General features: G+C 33.4%; 17 protein-coding genes. 6 read left to right on the forward strand and 11 right to left on the reverse strand.

Going from position 1 to position 22,331, the window contains the following annotated elements; translation table 11 throughout:
- Position 1: 1 nt before the first annotated feature.
- Positions 2–2,350 carry a TonB-dependent receptor gene (locus ACFS3A_RS09075; RefSeq protein WP_379825083.1) on the reverse strand — a complete coding sequence of 783 codons (2,349 nt, stop codon included), beginning with the start codon at positions 2,348–2,350 and terminating at the stop codon, positions 2–4.
- 587 nt (positions 2,351–2,937) lie between these two features.
- Between ACFS3A_RS09075 and ACFS3A_RS09080 the strand changes: the two genes are divergently transcribed.
- From ACFS3A_RS09080 to ACFS3A_RS09095, 4 genes are all read left to right on the forward strand, one after another.
- Positions 2,938–5,763 carry a TonB-dependent receptor gene (locus ACFS3A_RS09080; RefSeq protein WP_379825084.1) on the forward strand — a complete coding sequence of 942 codons (2,826 nt, stop codon included), beginning with the start codon at positions 2,938–2,940 and terminating at the stop codon, positions 5,761–5,763.
- A 27-nt stretch (positions 5,764–5,790) separates the two neighbouring features.
- On the forward strand, positions 5,791–7,002 hold the full coding sequence (locus ACFS3A_RS09085) for a DUF4876 domain-containing protein (protein ID WP_379825085.1): 1,212 nt from the start codon (positions 5,791–5,793) through the stop codon (positions 7,000–7,002).
- A 10-nt stretch (positions 7,003–7,012) separates the two neighbouring features.
- Positions 7,013–8,524 (forward strand): DUF6850 family outer membrane beta-barrel protein, encoded by a 1,512-nt coding sequence (locus ACFS3A_RS09090; protein WP_379825086.1) that lies wholly within the window; start codon positions 7,013–7,015, stop codon positions 8,522–8,524.
- Positions 8,525–8,626: 102 nt separating this feature from the next.
- Positions 8,627–9,676 (forward strand): cytochrome-c peroxidase, encoded by a 1,050-nt coding sequence (locus tag ACFS3A_RS09095; protein WP_379825337.1) that lies wholly within the window; start codon positions 8,627–8,629, stop codon positions 9,674–9,676.
- A gap of 20 nt (positions 9,677–9,696) precedes the next feature.
- Here the strand turns inward: ACFS3A_RS09095 and ACFS3A_RS09100 are convergent, their stop codons facing one another.
- The 9 genes from ACFS3A_RS09100 to ACFS3A_RS09140 form a co-directional block, all read right to left on the reverse strand.
- A complete protein-coding gene (locus ACFS3A_RS09100; protein ID WP_379825088.1) occupies positions 9,697–10,155 on the reverse strand; it encodes a hypothetical protein in 459 nt (152 codons plus the stop codon).
- A 115-nt stretch (positions 10,156–10,270) separates the two neighbouring features.
- Entirely contained in the window at positions 10,271–10,825 is a 555-nt protein-coding gene (locus tag ACFS3A_RS09105) for a YceI family protein (protein WP_379825089.1), read from the reverse strand.
- Positions 10,826–10,827: 2 nt separating this feature from the next.
- Positions 10,828–11,226 carry a cytochrome c gene (locus ACFS3A_RS09110; protein WP_379825090.1) on the reverse strand — a complete coding sequence of 133 codons (399 nt, stop codon included), beginning with the start codon at positions 11,224–11,226 and terminating at the stop codon, positions 10,828–10,830.
- A 19-nt stretch (positions 11,227–11,245) separates the two neighbouring features.
- Positions 11,246–12,088: a DUF5777 family beta-barrel protein gene (locus ACFS3A_RS09115; RefSeq protein WP_379825091.1), complete on the reverse strand. Its 843-nt coding sequence runs from the start codon at positions 12,086–12,088 to the stop codon at positions 11,246–11,248.
- Between the two features lie 24 nt (positions 12,089–12,112).
- Positions 12,113–12,505, reverse strand: coding sequence for an OB-fold protein (locus ACFS3A_RS09120; protein ID WP_379825092.1), 393 nt, complete (start codon positions 12,503–12,505; stop codon positions 12,113–12,115).
- A 29-nt stretch (positions 12,506–12,534) separates the two neighbouring features.
- A complete protein-coding gene (locus ACFS3A_RS09125) occupies positions 12,535–12,939 on the reverse strand; it encodes a winged helix-turn-helix transcriptional regulator (protein WP_379825093.1) in 405 nt (134 codons plus the stop codon).
- Positions 12,940–13,279: 340 nt separating this feature from the next.
- Complete coding sequence (locus ACFS3A_RS09130) at positions 13,280–15,730, reverse strand: TonB-dependent receptor (RefSeq protein WP_379825094.1); 2,451 nt, start codon at positions 15,728–15,730, stop codon at positions 13,280–13,282.
- An 84-nt stretch (positions 15,731–15,814) separates the two neighbouring features.
- Positions 15,815–16,714: a FecR family protein gene (locus ACFS3A_RS09135; RefSeq protein ID WP_379825095.1), complete on the reverse strand. Its 900-nt coding sequence runs from the start codon at positions 16,712–16,714 to the stop codon at positions 15,815–15,817.
- Between the two features lie 50 nt (positions 16,715–16,764).
- Positions 16,765–17,280 carry an RNA polymerase sigma factor gene (locus tag ACFS3A_RS09140; RefSeq protein WP_379825096.1) on the reverse strand — a complete coding sequence of 172 codons (516 nt, stop codon included), beginning with the start codon at positions 17,278–17,280 and terminating at the stop codon, positions 16,765–16,767.
- A gap of 200 nt (positions 17,281–17,480) precedes the next feature.
- On the opposite strand from ACFS3A_RS09140, the gene ACFS3A_RS09145 reads away from it, so the two are divergent.
- Positions 17,481–18,503: a hypothetical protein gene (locus tag ACFS3A_RS09145; RefSeq protein ID WP_379825099.1), complete on the forward strand. Its 1,023-nt coding sequence runs from the start codon at positions 17,481–17,483 to the stop codon at positions 18,501–18,503.
- A 303-nt stretch (positions 18,504–18,806) separates the two neighbouring features.
- Here ACFS3A_RS09145 and ACFS3A_RS09150 read toward each other — a convergent pair whose 3' ends face one another.
- Positions 18,807–21,251 carry a TonB-dependent siderophore receptor gene (locus ACFS3A_RS09150; protein WP_379825100.1) on the reverse strand — a complete coding sequence of 815 codons (2,445 nt, stop codon included), beginning with the start codon at positions 21,249–21,251 and terminating at the stop codon, positions 18,807–18,809.
- A 519-nt stretch (positions 21,252–21,770) separates the two neighbouring features.
- Between ACFS3A_RS09150 and ACFS3A_RS09155 the strand changes: the two genes are divergently transcribed.
- Positions 21,771–22,298, forward strand: a complete 528-nt coding sequence (locus tag ACFS3A_RS09155) for an RBBP9/YdeN family alpha/beta hydrolase (protein WP_379825101.1) — start codon at positions 21,771–21,773, stop codon at positions 22,296–22,298.
- Positions 22,299–22,331: the final 33 nt, after the last annotated feature.

The following is a 22,331-nucleotide window of genomic DNA, read 5'->3' on the forward strand; positions in this document are numbered from 1 at the left end:
ATTAGAAATTAACTTTTGCGCTTAATCCGTATGTAGTAGGAAGTCCCAATAAAACAGGAGAATTGTTTCCACGATAATTTGCATATACGTATGATATATAGCGGCTGTCAGTTATATTTTTAGCCCAGAATTTTAATTCATATTTTTTGTATTTAATTCCTGCATTGGCATTTAGCAGAGAAAAAGGATCCTGTACCAGATCATTGTAGTAAGTCATATACTGTTTACCCAAATATTTCCATTCAGGAACGATAAAGAAACTGATGTCTTTGGTAAGATTTCCTGAATAAGTAACCGAAAGAGCAGATGAAAAATCAGGTGTAAATATCTGTTTATTGCCTTTATAATCTACGTTATCTGTATTATCTTCATTTAACAGCAAAAGTTTATCATACTTTGTATTTACAACACCAAGATTGTAATTAATTTGCAGGTTTTTGAAAGGCAGCGCTGTAATTTCAAGCTCCAGTCCGCGGCTGTACATTTCACCAACATTCACAATTCTGATTTCAGGAACCATTAAACTCTGCTGCTGATCTTTCCAATAGGTGTAAAATGCGGCAAAATTAGCTCTTAATCTACGCTGCAGCCATTCGGTTTTAATTCCAATTTCATAGTTATCGGTATATTCAGGAGCAAAAGAAAGATAATTGCTGGTCGCACTTGCATATTGATTTACACCTCCGGGACGAAATCCCTTTGCATAATTAGCATACATCGTGATATCTTCGGCAGCCAGATACGCCAGATTTATTTTGGGAGATATTGCATTATCAGATGTACCCACCGTTTTTGCAGGGAAAATTTGTGTTGGATTTGGCGCTTTAATATACTCATCGTGCAGTGTCAATTCCTTTTCATCATAATCGTAACGTATTCCTCCGGTTAATTTCCATTTATCAGATAGAGCATACGTGATGTGTGCAAAGGCTGCAAATCCTTTTCCATTCTGTTCTGAGAATGTAGACAAAGTATAAGGTGCATTCGGATACATTGATACGGCATCATTACCGTATGATGTATAGGTTTCGGCTTTTCTGTTATCTGAAAAACCAAACAAACCGCCAGTAATATCCCATCGTCCTAAATTTTGCGAAGCGATTTTAAATTCCTGAGTCCATGTTCCCTGCGGACGTACAGGAGCATTCCAGTATGAAAAATCATAAGGGGAGTAGTCATAATCATAATCACGGTATACATCATCTAAATAATTAAATGCAGTAAGAGAAGTCAGTTCCCATTTGTCCATTTGATATTTTGCAAATAATGACGTAGTCGATAAAGTACGATTTTCTATATTTCTTCCATTTTGATTAATTCTATACGGATTTTCAAAAGCATAAGCGGCATTTTGGGAATAAGGGAATGTTCCGTTAATATCATTTTTTTCAAGTTTAGAATTCAAAACAAAAGAAAGACGGTCAGTAGCCAGATATTTTAAATAAAAGTTACCGCCATAATTTTTATAATCGTCAAAATCACTGTTTGTATATTCATTTTTGTAAGCCCCTTTTCTGGTATTGTAAAAACCATTTACAGAAGCAAATAATTTATCTTTAATTAAAGGAGATGAAATGCCGGCTCTATATTCCTGCATATTAAATTTTCCTATTCCTACTTCGGCAAAACCTTTAAAAGTATTATCAGGCTGTTTGGTCAGAATGTTGATTACACCTCCCAAGGCATTTCTTCCATACAATGTACCTTGAGGTCCTCGCAAAACTTCTATACGCTCAATATCCTGAAGCTGCATCGAAGTTGCATAACCGTCAAACATTGGAACGCCGTCGATATTAACTCCAATTGAAGGATCTGTTGAAAAGGTTATAATACCTCTGATAGACATGGCATTTAAAGAGGGAGAACCACCACTCATGGTGATGAGGTTGGGGACAGTCATTACCAAATCGGTCATGTCGATCATTTTGCGCTGTTGTATTTCCTTAGAAGAAATAGCAGAAACTGAAATAGGGGTTTTCTGCAGTTTACTTTCTCTTTTATTAGCTGTAATAATAACTTCTTCGAGAGCATTAGAGTTTTCTTCCATTACAAGAATGAGATTTTCTATAGCGTCTTCATTTAAGTTAATTTGTTTTTGAGTGGTTTTAAAACCGAGATAGGTGCAGACAAGAGTAATGCTGTTTTTTCGGTTGATACGTATTTCAAATGTTCCTTCAGAATTGATGTTTACAGTCTGGTTGGTTTCTTTTACCGAAATAACGGCTCCCGGCAATGGCGAGCCGTTAGCATTTTGGACAATACCCTTGATTGTTTTTGTTTCCTGTGCCTGTATTGAGAATACTGAGACAGTAAAGAAGAAAACAAAAGCAGTAATAATTTTAAATTTCATAAATCTATGTTTTTATAAAGCTGATTGTACAAGAACACTCTATAGGATTCAGAAAAGCGCTTACTCTGAATTTATTTAGAATGATTTTAAACTGAGCCAAAGATATTATCTGCTAAGGTTTGTCTTGTGACGTGATGCGGAATAAATATGACGCGAATTATAGAAGTAGAGGTAAAGCAGTTTGTGTTTGTAATTAAGACCACATTTTAAAAACAAGCTTTAAGAAAAGCGAATTACACCATTAGGAAACCAGCCTGCTGAATGGGAATAAATTATGTAGGTAGCGGAATTGTAATTGGAACGATTCAATAGGAGGAGTTAATGACGTCAGTAAGAGACCGTTTAAAAAATGCAGGGTAACTGGTTAAAATTGGTTTGAAAAGTAAAACCGATTTTTACTAAATACTGCTCTAAGCTACCAGAAAAATAGTTTGCAGATACTTTGAAAGCTTAATTATCTAATAGAAGTATTTAAATTCAAGAATTTGTAACAACTATTTTTATTTAGTCTAAATTATGTTATATTTGCAACTGTAAATCACCTTTTTGTTATATGTCTTATAACTGCCAGTTACAAATTAATTAAAATGCTTTTTTTTCATAAAATTTCTGCACTGCTTTTTAAGAATATTAAGCTTACTATTCTTTTATCATCTTTATTATTTTTTTCTTCTGTTTTTTCCCAAAGTACAGAAAAATTTAGCCTTACGATTATAGTGAAAGATGCTGAGACTAAACTTCCGGTAAAAGATGTACTGCTTTCTGTTCAGGGAGTGTTTAAAAAATATGAAGCGCAATCGGATGATTTTGGTGGTATCGTTTTAAATTCAATTTCAGGAGGCAGTTATAAAATAAAACTGTCACACATCGCATATGAAACTCTGGAAAGAAATCTGGAAATTAAATCCAGTCAGAATCTGTCTTTTGAATTAATTTCATCCAGCGTTGAGTTAAATGAAGTAGTGGTAACAGCTGTAGAGTCACGCGGAATGACCAGTACATCGATTATCGATAAAAAAGCAATGCAGCATTTACAGCCTTCAAGCTTTACTGATCTATTGGAACTTTTACCTGGTGGACGTTCAAAAGATCCTGTTTTTAATGCTTCCAATTTTATAAAATTAAGAGAAGTAGGTACATCAGATTCTAATTATGATATTTCATCACTTGGAACAGCTTTTGTTGTTGACGGAATTCCAATTAATACCGATGCTAACCTGCAATATACAACGGGACCAAGAATGAGTGTGACGCCCGGTTCCGGTTATGCAGACACACGGAGGAATACAACCTCGAAAGGAGTTGACATGCGTTCTATTTCTACAGACCAGATTGAGCGGGTCGAAATTATCCGCGGAATCCCTTCTGTAGAATATGGTGATTTAACCAGCGGGCTTATTAAAATTAAAAGAAAAAGAGGTCGTACAAACTGGGAATCTCGTTTTAAAGCAGATGAATTCAGTAAATTATATTATGTTGGGAAAGGTTTTGAATCAGAAGCAAAACGTTTTGTGCTTAATGTCGGATTAGATTATTTAGATGCAAAACCTGATCCACGGAATAGTTTTGAAAATTACAAAAGAATTACGGCATCAATTCGTGTGCAAAAAACTTGGGAGAATGCTTCTCACTCGCTTCAATGGGATTCTAGTTTAGATTATACAGGTTCAATAGATAATGAAAGAGCAGATCCGGATGTGGGTTATGCTAAAATAGACCGTTTCAGTTCTGATTATAATAGATTTTCGACTGGCAATTCTTTCGATTTAAATTTCAAAAATTCCTCTTTTCTAAAATCAGTTCAATTATCAACTTCTATCAGCCAGCAATTAGATAAAATTGAACAGACGAAATGGGTTCAGGTATCCAGTGCTACTGCCATTCCCAATAATACAGAACAAGGCGAATCTGACGGTATTTTTCTAACACCGCAGTATATTTCTAATTTAACTGTTGATGGAAAACCTTTTGATGCTTATTTAAAAGCAGTGGGAGATTTTGAACTTCGTTTATTTGGAATAAAACATGCTTTAAAAGCAGGATCGGAGTGGACGTATTCTAAAAACAATGGGAAAGGTCAGGTTTACGACACAACGCATCCGCCTTCTCCAGAAATGTCAACACGTCCGCGATCGTACAAAGATATTCCAGCCAGTACTGATATTTCTTTTTTTGCAGAAGATGCAATTAGTATTCCTTTAGGAAAACATCAGTTGAATATGACAGGCGGAATTAGAGCTATGTCGTTATTAAATATCCCGTCAAATTATGCGATTTATGGTCAATATTATTTTGATCCGAGAATAAATGCACAATGGGTAATTCCTTCTTTTAAAATCGGAAAACATTTCTTAAAAACAGAATTTACGGCTGGAATTGGGCAATACACGAAGTTTCCAACTCTGGCACAGTTATATCCGGATTTTATCTACAATGATTTGGTACAGCTTAATTATTATCATGATAATCCTGCGTACAGAAGAATCAATTTGATGACTTACAAAACACTGCCGGTCAATTATGATTTAAAGCCGGCTGTAAATAAAAAATGGGAAGTTCGTGCTGATTTCTCGTATGATAATAATCGCTTTTCTATAACCTATTTTAGCGAACGAATGAATTCAGGTTTTCGAAATGGCTCAAGGTATCAGGCCCTTTCTTATAAAAAATACGACAATAATTCTATTGACCCTTCAACTCTGACTTCTCAGCCTGATCTTACTCAAATGACTTATGTTATGGATACTTTGCTAACCTCGTACAGTATTACCAATAACGGCAGCTCATTGTTTAAAGATGGAGTTGAATTTCAATTTTCATCGAAACGTTTCTCTGTAATCAATACACGATTTACCTTAAACGGTGCCTGGTTTAAAACCACTTATACCAATAGTAGTCCCGTTTACAAAAGCGGTCAGAAAGATATTATTATTGACGGAAAAAGAATGCCTTACATCGGTCTTTATCAATTGGATGACGGTTCTGAAAGGCAGCAGTTCAATACTAATTTAATTGCCGATACCTACATTCCTTCACTTGGAATGCAATTCTCCGGTTCGTTTCAGTTTTTGTGGTTCAGCAGCAGTCAGTCAACACCAATGAACGGTACACCTGTTTCATATATAGATCCTTTAGGAGAGCAGCATCCGTATCTTGAAAGCCATAAATCAGATCCTATTCTGCAATGGCTCGATATCAAGTATAATGATGCGACATTTCAAAAAAGAACTGTTCCCATGTCGATGAATATGAATCTCAAAGTCTCTAAAGATTTCTACAAGAGATTTCGAATTTCCATGTTCGTTAATCGCCTTTTCAGCTATTATCAAGACTATGAAATCAATGGTCAGAAGACAGAAAGAAGAGGACTCAATTCGCCTTATTTCGGTATGGAACTCAACCTGAATTTTTAACTTTTAATACTAAATAAATACCCGATTATGAAAATTAAATTACTTCCCATTTATCTTACAATAGCCGTTATGGCACTATTACAGTCTTGTTCTAAGGATGATGATAATGATAACAGACAAAGCGCTGTAACTTTAACAGTTGTAAATCCTGACGATTTAAGTAGTGTTTCGTATTCAGATCTTTCGGTTTCTTTTAAAGAACTTAATACCGGTAAAGTGACTGAAAACAGTTCATTTACAGGAAATAATCTTTCCATTACACTTGCCGAAGGTTCTTACGAAATTTCCATTAACGGAAAAATTAAATATGCAGCAGATGGTACTACTACCGAAGCCTTAGTAAGCGGTTACAAAGAATCGGTTGTAATTACAGGTCAGGCAGCCGCAGTTTCTTTAAATCTGTTTTTAAAAACGACTCAATCCGATTTTGTTATAGAAGAAATATTTTTCACAGGAACAAGAACTGCTGAAGGAAAACAATACCTGGGCGATAAATATTTCAGAATTTACAATAATACAGATAAAGTGTTGTATGCTGATGGATTGATGATTGCACAATCAGAATTTATGACGACTGATAAACAAGAGTACACACCAAACATTATGGCGCAGTCGTTTGCAGCATCTGCAATTGCAGTAGTTCCTGGTAATGGAACAACTTATCCAATTGAGCCGGGAGAATATTTTATTATTGCTGAAGATGCTATTAATCATAAAGAATACAATCCGAATTCAATGGACATGAGAACAGCTAAATTCGAATTTTATTCTGATGATTCAGATGACGTTGATAATCCTTCAGTTCCAAATATGGAAAACTTATTCTCTTCGATGGTAATTCACAACAGAGGTTTCAGAAGTTTTGTGATTGCTAGAATGCCGTCAACAGTTACCAAAACAGCTTATTTAAAAGATTATACTTATGATTACGAATACAATTTAGTTTTTGGTGGCGAAAGTTATCCAATGGGTGAGAGTGTATATTCTATTCCTAATGTATGGATTATTGATGCGGTTAATTTAAGTGTTCAGTCAGAATTTCAATGGATTGTTACGGCTCCGTCATTAGATATGGGATGGACGTATTGCGGAAAAGTAGATTCAGATGCTACCCGTTACGGAAAAAGTGTACGCCGTAAAACACTTTCTACTGCTTCAAACGGTAAAAAAATAGTAAAAGACACTAATAATTCTACAGTAGATTTTAACGCAGAAGTTAAACCTTCTTTAATGAATTAATACTCTAATCATGAGCTTTCGTTTCGTATTTCTATTTTTTGTTTTTAGTTCAGGTATGCTATACGCACAGGACAGTACTTCTGTCTTAATCCGTATTCATGAAAATTTAGCTCCGTCAGGTAATTTTTCAAATGTGTTTTATATGAATCCTGCGAATCTGCCTTTTGCCCGCAAATATTCTTTGTCAGAATTGAGTGCGGGGTATAGCGCAACATCGCAGGAAACGAATATTCAACAATTAGGAAACGGAATTAATCAGTTTATGGTAAACGCACAGTCTTACTATAAGATTAATTCTGAAAATACTGTTATTGGAAGAGCCTACTATAAAAATGGGAAACGAAAAAATGTATATTGGAACGAAAGCTCAGATTATCAGGTTGTATATCCTTACGTAACAGCAGATTCTATAGGGGGAGATATTTCTTTTGAAGAATATGCCTTTAAAGGCGGCTATTCAAAATCATTCTCTAAGACAATAATTGGAATTTTAGCAGATTATCGGGCTTTATTAGAATATAGGGATGTAGATCCAAGACCTAAAAATACGGTTTCAGATCTGAAAGTCCAGGCAGGAATTTCCCAAAATATTGGAGGTCACTATGCAGTCGGATCTTCAGTAAATTTTCAAAAATATACACAATCTAATAGTTTAAAATTCTTTAGTGAACTCGGCGCACCTGCAGTTTATCACATGACAGGACTTGGTGTTTATAATAATCTGCTTACCGGAAATAAACTGAGTTCTTTTTATGATGGAAGAGGGTACGGTATTAATTTGCAATTGTTTCCAAAAGATCAAAATGGTTTTGTTTTATCAGTAGGATATAACCATTTTGATTATGAAAAAATAATGACCGAATTTCAAAACCTTGTTGCATCCGGTATTGTAGAACAACGTTTAGAAGGAGAGATTTCTTATTTGAAGAAATTAGAAAAACAGGTTTTAGGTGCCAAAATTCAGGCTTTTTATACTGATAGAACAGGAACAGAGAATATATTCGACAATAAATCGACTACTTCTTATATTAAAATTTCTGAAGCGGCTAAATATACCAATCAGGTTTCTTCAATTGCAATTTCTGGATTGTATTATATTCCTCAACCGGAATTATCATGGTCTGTTTTACCCAGTTTGCAATTAAAAAAAATTGCCGAAAAATATGTTGATCCATTAAGAAAGATGGAGGTTACACAAGGAACTGGAAAATTGGATTTTTCAATTTCAAAACTCTTGTCCCGATCATTAATCAATATAATTGCAGGTTTTGAATACGGCTGGGCTTTAGATTCAAAAATGGATCTTAGTGATCGTACACAAAACACTCCCATTTTTGATGTACTTGATTATAATTTTGCTTATTTATCTTCTGCTTACGCTAAAGTAAATTTGGGAGGAAGATGGGATTATAAATACGATTCTGATTTTAATTTTTTCCTTAAAACAAATCTGGATTATTACAATTATTCTAAAAATAAAAACAATACCTATTTCCAAATGTCAATAGGGTTGACATTTTAATTATTGCAAATGAAATCTCTAGTTTTAAAAACGTTTTTCTTTTTTCTTTTTATTGCTCTTATTTATTCACTTTTGAGTTTTAGTGCTGCACTCTGTGAAAAAATGAGTAGTGCCAACCTGCGTGAACTTTACAGCAAACCTGTAAAAGAATGGCCAAAACCAACTATTGATAAAGGAGTTTTTTATCAGGAGTTTGAATCTTTAGAAATTGACACGAGTTATTATGATGTAATGGCTGATCCGAAAGTAATTTTAGGTCAGATGCTTTTCTTTGATCCTAAACTTTCGGGTTCCAATCAGATTTCCTGCAGCAGCTGCCATGATCCGGAACTGGCTTGGGGAGATGCGAGGGAGGTTTCTCTTGGAAATGATCATTTGCAGGGAAAACGAAATACACCGTCTTTATATAATATCGGCGCACGAAAAACTTTTTTTTGGGATGGTCGTGCTGCAACTTTAGAAGAACAGGCGCAAGGACCAATAACGGCACATCATGAAATGAATATGGAATCTAGAAGCCTAGCAAAAAAACTCAAAAAAGTAAAAGGCTATAATGTTTTATTTCAAAATGCCTATGGAACTTCTGAGATTACATACGAGAAAATTTTAAAATCACTGGCAGATTTCCAGAAAACCATACGCAGTAAAAGAAGTCGTTTTGATGCTTTTATTGACGGAGACTACACGCAATTAACCGATCAGGAAATAGAAGGAATGCATCTTTTTCGTACGAAAGCACGCTGTATGAACTGTCATTCAGGAAAATATTTTACAGATGAATCTTTTCATAATATAGGACTAACGTATTATAAAAGAGAATATGAAGATTTAGGATTGTATGCTATTACCAAAAAAGCAGAAGATGTCGGCAGATTCAGAACGCCTTCACTTCGGGATGTGATGCATACAGGTCCGTGGATGCACAACGGTTTGTTTGATAATATGACAGGAATCATCAATATGTACAACAGTGGAATGCACATGATTGATCCTGATGAAAGTGAAAAAGCAGCAGATCCGTTATTTCCGCAGACAGATGTGTTGATGCAGCGACTAAATTTGAATGATGAAGAGATTGTAGCTTTAGCTTCTTTCATAAAAACATTATCCGGCAGACAATACAAAATGGAAAGACCAAAGCTTTTGAGATAAGTTCTTTCTAATTTAAGGTGTTAAGTATCCAATCTGTTTAAACCAAAGATTGGCATTGAGAAGTTTTTTTGTTTTAGACTTGCTTTTTTTGCAGGATAAAAATGCCTAAGAATTTGTTTTGGTGTTTTAATAACTTCTTTATTGATTGGATCAAACCATTTTACTTCTTTTGTAACTTCTGCACAGCATTCGTTTTTTGAGTTAAAAAAACAGCTTTTAATATTGATTTTATCCTTTATATAGCAATGCTTCATTTCAATTAAAAAAGGTTCTGTAAACATCAGGTCTTTATGGATGATTACTTCATGATTTCCTTCCTGTAAACCTAAATGCATATAGTTTAGTTTTTCTTTTGAAAATCCGTTATGAAACAAAAAATGATATAACAATCGAACAGTATATGAAATGTATGCGGGCTCTTCCATAACCATATAATCATTTACATCTTCTCCGGTAACAACATAATTTTTATAGATCATTTTAATGTGATTTAAGGTTAAAAAAGAGACCGGCATAATCAATTTACCGGCCTCCAGAACATTAGTCATGTTTAAAACTCTTTTGAATCTGAATGAATCTGATTCTTAAATGGCATTATTTAACTAATAAAAAATTGTAATTAATCTTTATTTTGTCAGCAATTTTCTTTCTGACAAGACTTGGTATTTCAATATCAAAATCTTCAGGTTTTGCTTCAAATGTACCAATGGCATTAAGACCATTTGGAGCCTTTGAAATTTTTACAATCACTGAGACTGGTTTTGTTTTTCCGTGAATAGTAAGATCTCCTTTTAAAGTGAAATTTTTAGGAGAACTTGTAATTTTTGAACTATCAAAATCTTCTATTTTACCCTTGAAAGTTGCTTTTGGAAATTTTTCAGATTCCATATAATTTTCATTAAAGTGTTCTTCCATCAATGCTACTTTAAATCGAAAACCTTTTATAAGCACCAAACTGGCAAAATCTCCAGTTGTCTGATCCAGAACTGCTGAAACCGATTTGCTTTCGGCAGCAACTTCCTCGTAAGAAGGCATAGAAGCTTGAAATTTTATATTTCCTGTTTTTGTAATTAGTTTTTGTGCAAATCCTTCACTGTTTGCAACTATAATAAGCAGTAATGCAAAGAAATTTAGAAATGATTTTTTCATAATTAGTTTTCTTTTAAACCATCGGTATTCCATTTCACAATTAGATCAATATTAGCCTGAGCCATTCTGCCGCCTTGAGGCATAATTCCCTGTTGCCCGCTTTGAAGCTGGATTCGACCTAATAAACCAGCGTTTTCTACGGCAGCTTTTACCTGAGCATAGGTAGTCAGCGGTCTAAAAGCGGCAGATCTTCCGCTTGCGTGACAGCTTACACAATTGGCATCAATAATAGATTTTACATCTTTATTGTAAGTAGCCGCAGTTGTAGGAGTTGTGGGATTCGTTGGGTTTGTCGGGTTTGTTGGATTCGTTGGATTCGTTTCGATATCCTGATAAGTGTCAGAATCACTACAGCTTGCCAATACAGCCAGTAAAATTGTAAGTACGATTGTTTTTTTCATGATTTATTGTTTTTAATTGTTAGAACACTCTGTATAGGTTAAAGCCAAAGAAGAAATCTCCTTTACCCCAGTCGCCAGAAGCATTGGTAAGGTATCCGCTCTCACTCATAGATTGCGAATTGGTAAAGATTAATTGAAATACGTGTCCGCCTGTTTCTACATCAAGACCTACAGACAACGGATTTTTATAAAAGTCAGGTTTGTCAAAATTGTGCATGTATTCTAAATTGACAGATAACCGTTTCGTGATTTTATAGCGTCCGCCTCCTCCAAAAGAAAACTGATTGTCTCTTTCGATATCAGGATTGTAAAGGTTTTTGTGAATAAAGGACGGCACTAATTCTAATGAGAATTTTTCGCTGACTTTTCTAGATATTAAAACCTGCTGTACATACGTCATGCGGTGTTTAAATTCTAAGCCTGGATATTGGTCTTTTTCTAAAAAAGTATTGATATCGGCAACACTATATCCAACAATATCCAACGGAAAATTATCGTTTTGTCTTGCTACTCGGTACTTCAGCCCAGTTTCATACATTTTATTTAAAGTATGTCTCGAAAGGCTGACAGATAACCAATCTGTAACACCATAAATTCCTCCAAGTTTTGTGGTGGCATTGTCAAGACCAAAAAAACTGTCAAAACCATCTTTTACAGTACCAAAACGATGCGAAACCACAAAATAAAACTCTTTTTTAGCAGGCATTTTTGTGGTCTGTAAGGTTACCAGCTGTAAAGCTTTAAAAGTTGCTGTAGAGTAGCTTTCTTCTGTTTGTGTAGAATCAAGACTCTTCAATAAATCATCCTGAGAATAAGCCATTGTTACTAAAAACAGGCAGAACGGAACTAGAATTTTCTTCATAAATTAATTATTATTTGTTTTGGTTTATTTAACAGTGCATTGGTCAATTTTGACTTCCAGAAATAGTTCGTCATATCCAATGCATTTGCCTTTAATCGTAGTTTTTTTATCAATCATTTTGGTGTTTAGCTTTTCTTTGAAAAGACAGAAGACACTATTTTCAAGTACAATTACAGAGTCGGTTTCTTTGGTTGCTTTGCCTGTTATTTCAATAGTTTTGTTGAGGTATAATGAATTTGCTTTTCTAGGATCTGCGTTATAATCTTCAAGTAATTTTTTTGCTGTTACACTAAAATCCGGAGCTTCTGATGCTATATTACGAGCTTCTTTAAAGACAACTCCATAATAAAAGTAGACGCCGGCAGAAATCATTAGTAATACTACTGCGATCGCAATTGCTGTTTTTTTTCTTTTCATATTTGGTTTTTATTTGTGCTCAATAATAATCAGTCATCGCTTTTTTTTATTTGATGGCTTTCATCACGTATTTTTTTTCGATGCTTCATACCAAAATCCCGTAATGATTTTATAATAGGTTCAAGTGATGAACTGTAATCAGTTAATTGATATTCGGTTTTGGCGCGGCTTTGATCATTTGTTTTCTTTTCTACAAATCCATTTAGTTCCATCTCTTTTAGCTCATCGGTTAAAACTTTGGAGGTAATTTTCTGCACTTCTTTTTGAATTTCAGAAAACCGTTTGTTGCCTTCCATAAGTGTCAGGATTATTGGAATTCTCCATTTTCCGTTAATGATGTAAAGAGCATCCATAATGGGCACTATTTCCGATTTGCATTTTGACGCAAATCTGATCTGCCGTTTATTAGATGTTGAATTTTCTGGTGTATTCATACTTTAAAACTGTCTCAAATCAAATGATGATTCTATAGTGAAACAGCCTTAGTGCAGATTACCCTACCAAAGAATTGTGATTTTTTGAAAAAAAAATAAAAATGTAGAATAAGAGCTTCAAAAACTCTTGTAGAAAAGATATTAAAATGAACCTATTGGGTGTAATTCATGTTTTTTTTATTCAAAACATAGAAACATAGATTTTATTTAAAAAAAAGGGATTAAAAAGAAACCAGTTTCCAACACATAGCCAACTATGTTTGTTTTAATAAAGTGAAACGCTTTTATCGGTATACTAAATCTATGTTTCTATATGTTTGAATTAATTGTACCCAACGGGTTAAAATGAAACTCTAAAACTCAGGTTTGGAGTTCTTTGCAGTGAAAATGTATCCACTTCTTCTATAGAATTGGTTAAAGAATTAATTCTATAATATTCGCTGATTTCATTTCTACGGTTTAGAATATTTAGAATTGAAATTCCTATTTTATATTGAATTCCGTCTCCGGTTTCCCACTTGTAGGTTGAAGAAAGATTAACCTGCGAAAACATATGCAGATTGCTATTGTTTGGTTTGTTATAAACCAGTACAGGATCAGAAAGATCAATTTGAGATAAGTCTGGAGATGTTTTTGGTCTTCCAGAAGTCCATTTTGTTCCTAAAGCAATCTTGAAATTATTTTTCTCATAAATTGCCGCCCACGATAAAGTGTGTGTCAGCTCAAAGTTATTTGGAAAACGAGGATATTCATAAGTAGTAAAATGATAATTGTTTTCATTGTAAGTATAACTTAACCACGTAAGAAAGTGCTTTATTTTTTTCTGAACCAACATTTCTGTTCCCCAAATTTCATAGTCACCAGTAGTTCTGACAAATTCCAACTGATTCTGAAAACCCTGGCTTGAGGTTGTTATTCCAGTTACTTTTTTGTAAAAGTTTTCGATGTCTAAAAGCCAGTCGTTCTTTTGGTAGAACAGATTTACAGATAATTGTCTGCTCCTTTGAATAGGAATTGTGCTGTTATTAGAGATAATCCAGCGTCTTTTTTCGATGCCAAAATAATCTTTCTGTAGATCAATAATCTGTTGGGAGTTTTGACTTTTGAGTTCGCCAAGAAGTTCTAAAGTTACACTTTTACTAAGTCCGTAACCCAATTGAATTCTAGGTTCTGCAATATATTTTTTGAATTTTTCAATATAATTAAGCCGCATGCCGCCTTTAAAATATACTCGGGAAATGGTGTCGTTATATTTTCCCTCTAAAATTAAAGCGTGAGTTCTTAGTACATCTTTTACTTTACGATAAAAATCAGGATTGGTTACCTGTTCTAAATTAGTAATACCAATTTCATTAAATTGATAACCGTCGCTAAAACTAAATTTAGAGTTTAGGATATGATTATTTTCTAAATTAACGCCATTGTTGTTTACCGTATTTTCCTGAACTACAGTTTGGTTTTCATAAGTTGTATTTTGATTGGCCAAAAGTTCATACGAAGAATTGTAAACATTAATTTTGGTCGTGTTGAAGTTATTCCAGTTTCTTTTCCAAGACAAATTTGCACCATAATTCTGCTGGCGTAAAGTATTGTTTTGCGATTTATTTATATTGTATGAAGCAGCACTTTTAGTAACTTGAAGATTATCTTTTATCGTTATTAAATCAAGAATGATTTGATCTTTGATTCCTATTTTTTGAGCATATTTTATGGTAGCATCATAAAAATCAAATTTTTTATCACTTTTATAATTAAGATTTTGGCCCTGCGAAAAATCCGTGATTGTAGTATTTTGAAATACTTTATTGAAATATTCTTTATAAGTAGGAGTTTCTACAAAATCAGTAATCGATTTACGCGCCGAAATTTCGATATAACTTTTTTTAGAAAGATTATACTTTCCATAAACATCAGCATTAATCATATTGATTCCTGCGCTGAATGAGTTTTTTTCTGCTTTTTCCGGAGTAGAAGAAATCGCGACTACACTTGAAACGCTTTCTCCGTAAAAGGCAGAACTTCCGTTTTTGTAGATCGAAATGGTATGTGCAAGATTTGGATTGAAAACAGATATCAAACCAAAAAAATGTCCCGTTTGAAACATTCGGATTCCATTCCACAAAAATAAATTCTGATCATGCGTGCCACCGCGAACGTTGATGCTGGATACACTTTCGTCGAGACTGTTTACACCCGGAATCTGCTGCATAGTCTGCAACGCATCAGGTTCAATAAGGCCTGGAAGAATACCAAATTTCTTAGGCTTAATTTCAAGAGATCCGTCGGTGTTTTTTGAGATACCCGAAGCTAAAATTGCATTCGTTTTAATTTCGTGCAATTCTGTAATTTCAGGTTCTAATACGATTTGAATGCAGTCTTTAGCCTCCGTATTTCCTGTCGTAATTCGCTTTGAGACAAAACCAACGTGACTGATTACAAAAGTATTTTTGCTCTCTTTATTAAATTCAAAATAACCTTCAGAATCAGTAGTAAAATGACTTTTATTATTTACACTAATATTGGCGTTTTCAATAGGTTTTTTATCGACTGAAGAAAAAACAAAGCCACAAATCATTTTTGGAATAGTATCCTTTTTATATATATTGATGAATTTGTTGCCTATATTTTCAAAAGATAAATTGGTTTTTTTTCTAAGATATTCCAGTTTTTGCTCTAATGAAAATGATTTTTTGGGAGGATTTAATTCGAGACCTATAATATTATCTTCGGTATAATTAAAACTTACACCATGCTGTTCTTCAATATCAATTATTATTTTTTTAAAAGGCATCACTTTTCCTTTGTCCTGAGCAAAAAGATTGAGGACAAGAAAAAAGAGAAAAAACAAAAAATGAAATTGTTTGGGGCGGAACATTTATTTTTCGTCAAAAATTATTTTGTTGTTTGAAACTTTTCTAGCTTCTAAATGATAGGTTGTACTAATAATCTGCAAAGCTGTATTTAGATCTTTTGCAGGTAATTTTCCTGTAAACAGAGAGATAGTATCTTTGGTGTTTAAATCGATTTTAATATTGTATTGTCTTTCAACTTCATCTAAAATAGTTCTTATGTTTTCTTTATAGAAACATATTTGGTTGTTCATCCATTCTGGTTGCAATGTATTTACAGTTCTTTGAACCTGTTTTCCATTTTCAAAACGAACGCTTTGTCCGTGATTTAATAGGATTTGAGTGTTCGCATAAGTTACTTTGACACGACCTTCGTAACACACAACATCAAACCTGTTTTTTCTGGCTTTAACGTTAAATTGTGTTCCTAAAACAGTTACTTTTCCAAGATTGGTCTGTACTTCAAATTTTCTGCCTTTCGCAACTTTGAAAAAAGCTTCTCCTTTTAGTTCCAGATTTCTGTTGTTGTCCCAGTTCCACTTTTTATAGTGAATTTCAGAACCTGAATTTAAAACCACCTCAGAATTATCAGGCAATGAAAAAGCGGTCTTTTTTCCAAGATCGGCAGTTTCCCTTTGAGATACAAAAAGGCTCATCGCAAACGTAATTCCAAGAGCAAGAACAAATATAGCTGCAGCTTTAAACATCCATTTTTTGTATAAAGGCACTACTTTTGGCGCTGTTTTTTTCTGGCTTAAGATGTTAGAAAGCATAGCATTTTCATCCAAATCGCCTGCTTCAAGACGAGCGGTATAGTTTTTTATCTTTTGGTATTTTTCAAAATCGGGGCTTGCCTCAAATGCTGCTAATTCATCCGGAGATAAATCGTCGTTGAGCCATTTTGCTAATAAGCGATTTTTTTTCATTTTATCGTATTATTTAATTAAAACAATTAGAACTAAATTTACCCTACTTTTTATAAATCAATTTCTTTACGTAAGCTTAACAGAGCCAAATGAATGCGTTTTTCTACTGCTTTTATGCTAATGTCTAGCTCTACAGCAATTTCGCTGTATTTTTTACCGTCAATTCTGTGCATTAAAAAAGCAGTACGCTGTTTTTCGTTTAAGTTTTCGATGGCTTTTAAAAGTTTTGCCTGAAATTGTTTTTCTTCCAGAAGATATTCCGGACTTTCATTAGTTTTATCTAAACCAGTGAAGTTTTTTTCATAATTCAAAACTACTTTCTGGTGTGCAATTTGGTTAAGACTGCTGTTATTTGCAATCGTGTAAAGATATGATTTTGCTTTTTCTAAAGGGACAGAAGCACAGTTCTGCCAAAGCTTTACAAATGCTTCCTGAGTTATATCTTCTGCTTGTTCTGCATTTCCAAATTTGTAAAAAAGAAAATTCCGAAGTGCTTTTACATGACTTTTGAAGAAAGACGAAAAAATGATTTCATCACAAGTATTAGATTGGTTTTGATGTGGCATTTAGAGTTTCAGTTTTTACAGCGTAAAAGTATTTGTTTTTAATTTAAGTAGGGTAAAAGTAAAGATGATTGTTTTATAGAGGAACAAAATGCTATTGGTTTTTGATAATTTAGTATAGATGAAAATTATGAAACCCTTGATGTTAGTTTATTAAAAAACAGTTTCTTTTAAAATTTATTTACCTTTGTAAAAACATAAAGATGTCCCTTTTGAAAAAATATTTATCAATTGCAGTTTTCCTGTTATTATTGTTTTCTTGTCAAAGTGAAATAGACGAACAAAACAATAATTCGCAGGGGACAATTACGACTGTTTCTCCACTTACTACTTATCTGCAAAGGGTTGCTATGGTTAGAACTGTACAAGATAATATGATCGATGGATCTAGTTACTGCACCATAAAACTCCCATATACTGTTACAGTAAATAATGAACAAATTGCACTGAATACGACTGCCGATTATCAAAAAGTTTTGGATAATATGAATGCGAGTTATTATGATGATGATATTGTAAAAATAGATTTTCCTGTAACAATGGTGTATTATAATTACATCGAAAAATTGATTCCAAATCAGGCAGATTTTGATTCTTTAATTGATTACTGGAATCTTTATCCGGATCTTTTATCTAAAATCAACGGACTAAAAATCAATTATCCCATAACAATTAATATTTATAACAGCATCAATCAAGCAGCAAGTTCTCAATCGATAGTAAGTGATCAGGCCTTTTTTAATTTCATTAAAAATTTGAATGAAAGTCAGTATATTTCTTTAAAATATCCTATCACGATTGCAGATTACAAGGATCAGACAAAAACGATTTCAAATAATCTGGAGTTCGAAAACGCTATTAAATACGCCATAGATTATTGCCCGGAAAATAATCTTGTGACTCTAGATTTTGCTGCAACCATCACAAAAGATTCTTGGGAAATACCTTATTTTTATGATGGTGCTGTAAATACTTCAAATTACAGTGGCTACACCTTTGTATTTAAAACAGATAAGTCTGTAGTTGCCACCAAAAGTGGAACTACAGAAATAGGACAGTGGCAAAGTTCAGTCCAAAATGGGATCACAGAAGTAAAGATCAGTTTTAGTACGGGAGTGCTTTCTAAATTAAATTTTAACTGGAAGCTGTTTGAATTCAATAATTCTCAGATAAGATTGCGAGATGCAGGAGCAACTACTAATTATCTTTACTTTCAGAAAAAATAGTAACGACTTTTTCTAATTCTGGATCTTCATAAGTTGAATTAGGTTGCAATTCTATAGATGTGTATTTTTTCAATAGCATTGAAATAAGTATCAATAGGTATTTTTTTATTCCGATGTTTCAGAATTTTAAAAAAATCAAGATTGATAAAACATCGATTCCGTCTTAAAAACTAAAATAGTTCAAATTAGGATTACTATAAATACAATAAGCTCGGACATAAGTCCGAGCCATAAATGTAAAAGCCCATTCTTTATTAATATAAAATGGGCTGTAAAAAGTATTTTCAAATGTAATTAACGCTTTTAAAAAGAGTAACCCAAAGTTAAAAGCCAATTCGAAGGTGCCCCAGGGAACAAACGAATATAATCATATCCTCCAACCCAATAGGTTTTGTTTAGAATATTATTAGCATTCAGCTGAATTTTAAACTTATTGATATTATAGTAAAAAGCAGCATTAAATAAGGTATATCCAGGAAGCGTTTCTGTAGTCGTCTGGCTCATAGTACGTGTTGTCGCAAAATTAGATCCCATTGCGATTCCAAAATCTTTTAAAGCGCCATTTGTAAAATTATAGCGAGTCCAGATATTACCCTGTTGCCTTGGAGTATTTGGTTTTTGTCTTCCAACTTCAACTTCAATCGGGCTTTCTGTAATAAAAGCTTCATTATAACTATAAGCGGCAGAAATGCTCCAGTTACGCGTAATATTTCCATTCAAATCAAATTCGATACCTTTAGATTCTTCCTCCCCAATAGATCTCATTAAATCTGGGTTTGACGGATCATTAGCAGGATATAAGGTGTTTTTCTGCTGTATTTTGAATAAAGCAACTGTCACAAAAAGTTTTTCTTTGAACCATGATGATTTTCCTCCAAATTCAACCATATTACTTTCTAACGGATTAAATGGTCCTCCCGAATTTGGATTGGCCAGAGTAGATGCCGTTTGAGGATTATATCCCTGAACGTAAGTTCCGTATAAGTTAATGTTTGGATTAAGTGTATAAGTAAGACCAAAACGAGGTAAAAACGAATGTTGTTTTACTTTTGTTTCTATGGCTTTTTTGTAATTTGCTTTATCTGAATATTCATCGTAACGAAGACCAATTAAAGCCTGGAAAGCGCCAAATTTAATATGGTCCTGAATATAAATTCCGTACAATGAATAGTATGTTGGATCAACTTGGCGGGCTACATAAAAATATTTACTCATATCTTTTAATTGCTGCGATGCAAGTGGATTGCTCAAATCAAAATGAGCTACGTTTGGCACTGGATTTCCCTTAGAATCCAATAAATAATTGGCTTTGTTTGCAGGATTATAAGTAGCGATAAAGCCATTGTTGGCAGCATTTCTATAACCACTTGCCGTTAATTGCGACCCACCAGAAGGAACTTCTTCCTGAGCATAATCAAAACCTGCAATTAAATTATGGTCTAAAGCACCTGTTTTAGCCTGATATTTAAAGAAAGTAGAAAGATTATCAATATAACGCTTGCGTTTACGTTGAAAAACCTGCATTTCGATTGCTGTTGGAATTGTCGATCCATCTCCGGCAGAAGCATATTTATTGGCACCGCGGTGCTCTAAAAGATCTTCATTATACCCCGTTCTGATATAAGATCCTGAAAACGATAAACGATCTGAAAACTGGTGATTCAAAGAGGTTGTAACGATGTAGGTTTCTTCTTTTAAATAATCGTTTGTTGAGTTTAATGAATTTGAAATTTTTGTAGAATAGAGGTTGTCTTCATAAGTAGATTGTCCGCGGTCCAGATTTCCATTTGAGCTGCTATAAATCAAATCAAAATTTACGCTTGTTTTATCATTTGGAAGAAAAGAAAGGGAAGGGGCTATAACAATATTTTTATCATATTGTAAATCCCTGAATGAATTAGCATTTTCGTAACCTAAATTCAAACGGTATAAAAGTGATTTGTCTTCGGTTAAAGGTCCGGTAAAATCGGCTAAAGCTCTTAAAGTATTAAAACTTCCGGTAGAAAAACTCACACTATTTGCTGCCTGATCTAATGGTTTTTTGGTCACACGATTTAAAACTCCTCCAGGAGAGGCATTTCCAAACAAAGCCGATGATGGTCCTTTTAAAACTTCCACACGCTCCAGATAATTTGCCAGAGGCTGTTTCCAAAATCCGGTAGATGTTCGCATACCGTTTAACAATTGTGTATTGCTTCCTCCGTTTATTCTAAAACCTCGAATAGAGATATCATCATAAAAAGTAAACTGACTAACACCGCTGAAATTTTTTACTACCTCGCCCACGCGAATTGCTCCCTGATCAGCTATTAATTCTTTGGTGGCATAGGAAACTGCTTGTGGTAAATCTTTTAAAGCGATTTCTGTTTTGGCTCCGATAAAAGATTTTGTATTTCGATAGGATTTCTCTTTACGTCCGGTAATTTCTACAGTCTGCAGCGTATTGATGTTTTCTTTTAAAGTAATAGAGATATTAAGATTTTCATTTTCATGTAGTTCAACGTTTTTTTCTTCAACTATAAATCCCATAGCAGAGAAATAAACAGTGTAGTTTCCAGGAATAAGATTTGTAATTTCAAAATTTCCCTTGTCATCAGAAGTGGTATTCTTTTTAAGACTTTTTATTGATACAGAAGCATAAGAGACGACTTCGTTATTTTCGGAAACAATTTTTCCGGTAATTTTAGCATTTTGTGCCAGACCAATATTTATAAAGGCAAGCAGTAAGAATGAGAAAGTTAACTTCATGGCGGTTATTTATTTTTAGGCCGCAAATCTACAATTATTTAGACTAAATACAAATAAGGTTTTGTTTAACAAAATTTTATTAAGTGCTAAATGATCTCAATAATTTAATTCCTGCAACTTCTTTTTCTATTTTAGTTTGTTTTTAATGCAAGTGATTAAAGCTGAAAATAAATGGATAAGTGTTTTATTTACAGATTGTAAAGAGTCAATTAATCGATTGTTTTCTTTTTGTATTAAATAAGGGATTTTTCATTTTAAAACTTTGATTTTTCTTAAAATGAAATTAAAAGAAGTTACCTAAAAGTAAGTGAATTTTAAAAAAGGGATAAGGTATTATCTTACAGATGTCTTTTACTATTTCCTAATTTTTTTGTTTTACCAATTAAAAAGCCAAAATGAATTCGTTTTTATTTGTTGTTTTTCTACACAGTTTAAGTTAGAAAAATTATAAAAACAGGGCTGTGTTTTTTAATTTCGTCCTATAAAAATATTTGGGAGTTATAATAAAATAAAAGAGTAATGATTAATTATTTAATAGTGCCTGGACTTGGAAATTCAGGAGCAGAACACTGGCAGACGTATTTTGAAAATTCAGGAGACAACTTTTACCGAATTGATCAAAAGGAGTGGGATGCACCAAATTGTGAAGAATGGATAGAAACTATTGATAAAAAAGTTTCAGAGTTCGATCCTTCTACTGTTGTACTTATTGGACACAGTTTAGGCTGTTCAACCATTGCGCATTGGGCAACAAAATATAAGAGACAAATTAAAGGAGCACTTCTTGTTGCGCCAAGCGATCTGGAAGCACCTCAGTATTCTTTTCCTGCAGTTGGTTTTGCGCCAATTCCTTTAGTTCAAATAAACTTTAATACCATTGTAGTAGCAAGTTCAGATGATATTTGGGTTTCGCTTGAGAGAGCTAAATTCTTTGCAGATAATTGGGGGAGCGAGTTCATTAATATTGGAGATGCGGGACATATAAATGTTTCTTCTGGACATACAAATTGGGAAGAAGGACTAGAAATACTGCGAAGAATTGTCTAGAAACAATTTTTAGTCTTTCATAAATATCAATTT

Source organism: Flavobacterium notoginsengisoli, assembly GCF_042686225.1.
GTDB classification, from domain to species: domain Bacteria; phylum Bacteroidota; class Bacteroidia; order Flavobacteriales; family Flavobacteriaceae; genus Flavobacterium; species Flavobacterium notoginsengisoli.

What these genes read in the sequence shown, in the direction of transcription:
- ACFS3A_RS09075 (WP_379825083.1), bottom strand. Translation starts at nt 2,350, where the DNA reads ATGAAATTTAAAATTATTACTGCTTTTGTTTTCTTCTTTACTGTCTCA.
- ACFS3A_RS09080 (WP_379825084.1), top strand. Translation starts at nt 2,938, where the DNA reads ATGCTTTTTTTTCATAAAATTTCTGCACTGCTTTTTAAGAATATTAAG.
- ACFS3A_RS09085 (WP_379825085.1), top strand. Translation starts at nt 5,791, where the DNA reads ATGAAAATTAAATTACTTCCCATTTATCTTACAATAGCCGTTATGGCA.
- ACFS3A_RS09090 (WP_379825086.1), top strand. Translation starts at nt 7,013, where the DNA reads ATGAGCTTTCGTTTCGTATTTCTATTTTTTGTTTTTAGTTCAGGTATG.
- ACFS3A_RS09095 (WP_379825337.1), top strand. Translation starts at nt 8,627, where the DNA reads ATGAGTAGTGCCAACCTGCGTGAACTTTACAGCAAACCTGTAAAAGAA.
- ACFS3A_RS09100 (WP_379825088.1), bottom strand. Translation starts at nt 10,155, where the DNA reads ATGATCTATAAAAATTATGTTGTTACCGGAGAAGATGTAAATGATTAT.
- ACFS3A_RS09105 (WP_379825089.1), bottom strand. Translation starts at nt 10,825, where the DNA reads ATGAAAAAATCATTTCTAAATTTCTTTGCATTACTGCTTATTATAGTT.
- ACFS3A_RS09110 (WP_379825090.1), bottom strand. Translation starts at nt 11,226, where the DNA reads ATGAAAAAAACAATCGTACTTACAATTTTACTGGCTGTATTGGCAAGC.
- ACFS3A_RS09115 (WP_379825091.1), bottom strand. Translation starts at nt 12,088, where the DNA reads ATGAAGAAAATTCTAGTTCCGTTCTGCCTGTTTTTAGTAACAATGGCT.
- ACFS3A_RS09120 (WP_379825092.1), bottom strand. Translation starts at nt 12,505, where the DNA reads ATGAAAAGAAAAAAAACAGCAATTGCGATCGCAGTAGTATTACTAATG.
- ACFS3A_RS09125 (WP_379825093.1), bottom strand. Translation starts at nt 12,939, where the DNA reads ATGAATACACCAGAAAATTCAACATCTAATAAACGGCAGATCAGATTT.
- ACFS3A_RS09130 (WP_379825094.1), bottom strand. Translation starts at nt 15,730, where the DNA reads ATGCCTTTTAAAAAAATAATAATTGATATTGAAGAACAGCATGGTGTA.
- ACFS3A_RS09135 (WP_379825095.1), bottom strand. Translation starts at nt 16,714, where the DNA reads ATGAAAAAAAATCGCTTATTAGCAAAATGGCTCAACGACGATTTATCT.
- ACFS3A_RS09140 (WP_379825096.1), bottom strand. Translation starts at nt 17,280, where the DNA reads ATGCCACATCAAAACCAATCTAATACTTGTGATGAAATCATTTTTTCG.
- ACFS3A_RS09145 (WP_379825099.1), top strand. Translation starts at nt 17,481, where the DNA reads ATGTCCCTTTTGAAAAAATATTTATCAATTGCAGTTTTCCTGTTATTA.
- ACFS3A_RS09150 (WP_379825100.1), bottom strand. Translation starts at nt 21,251, where the DNA reads ATGAAGTTAACTTTCTCATTCTTACTGCTTGCCTTTATAAATATTGGT.
- ACFS3A_RS09155 (WP_379825101.1), top strand. Translation starts at nt 21,771, where the DNA reads ATGATTAATTATTTAATAGTGCCTGGACTTGGAAATTCAGGAGCAGAA.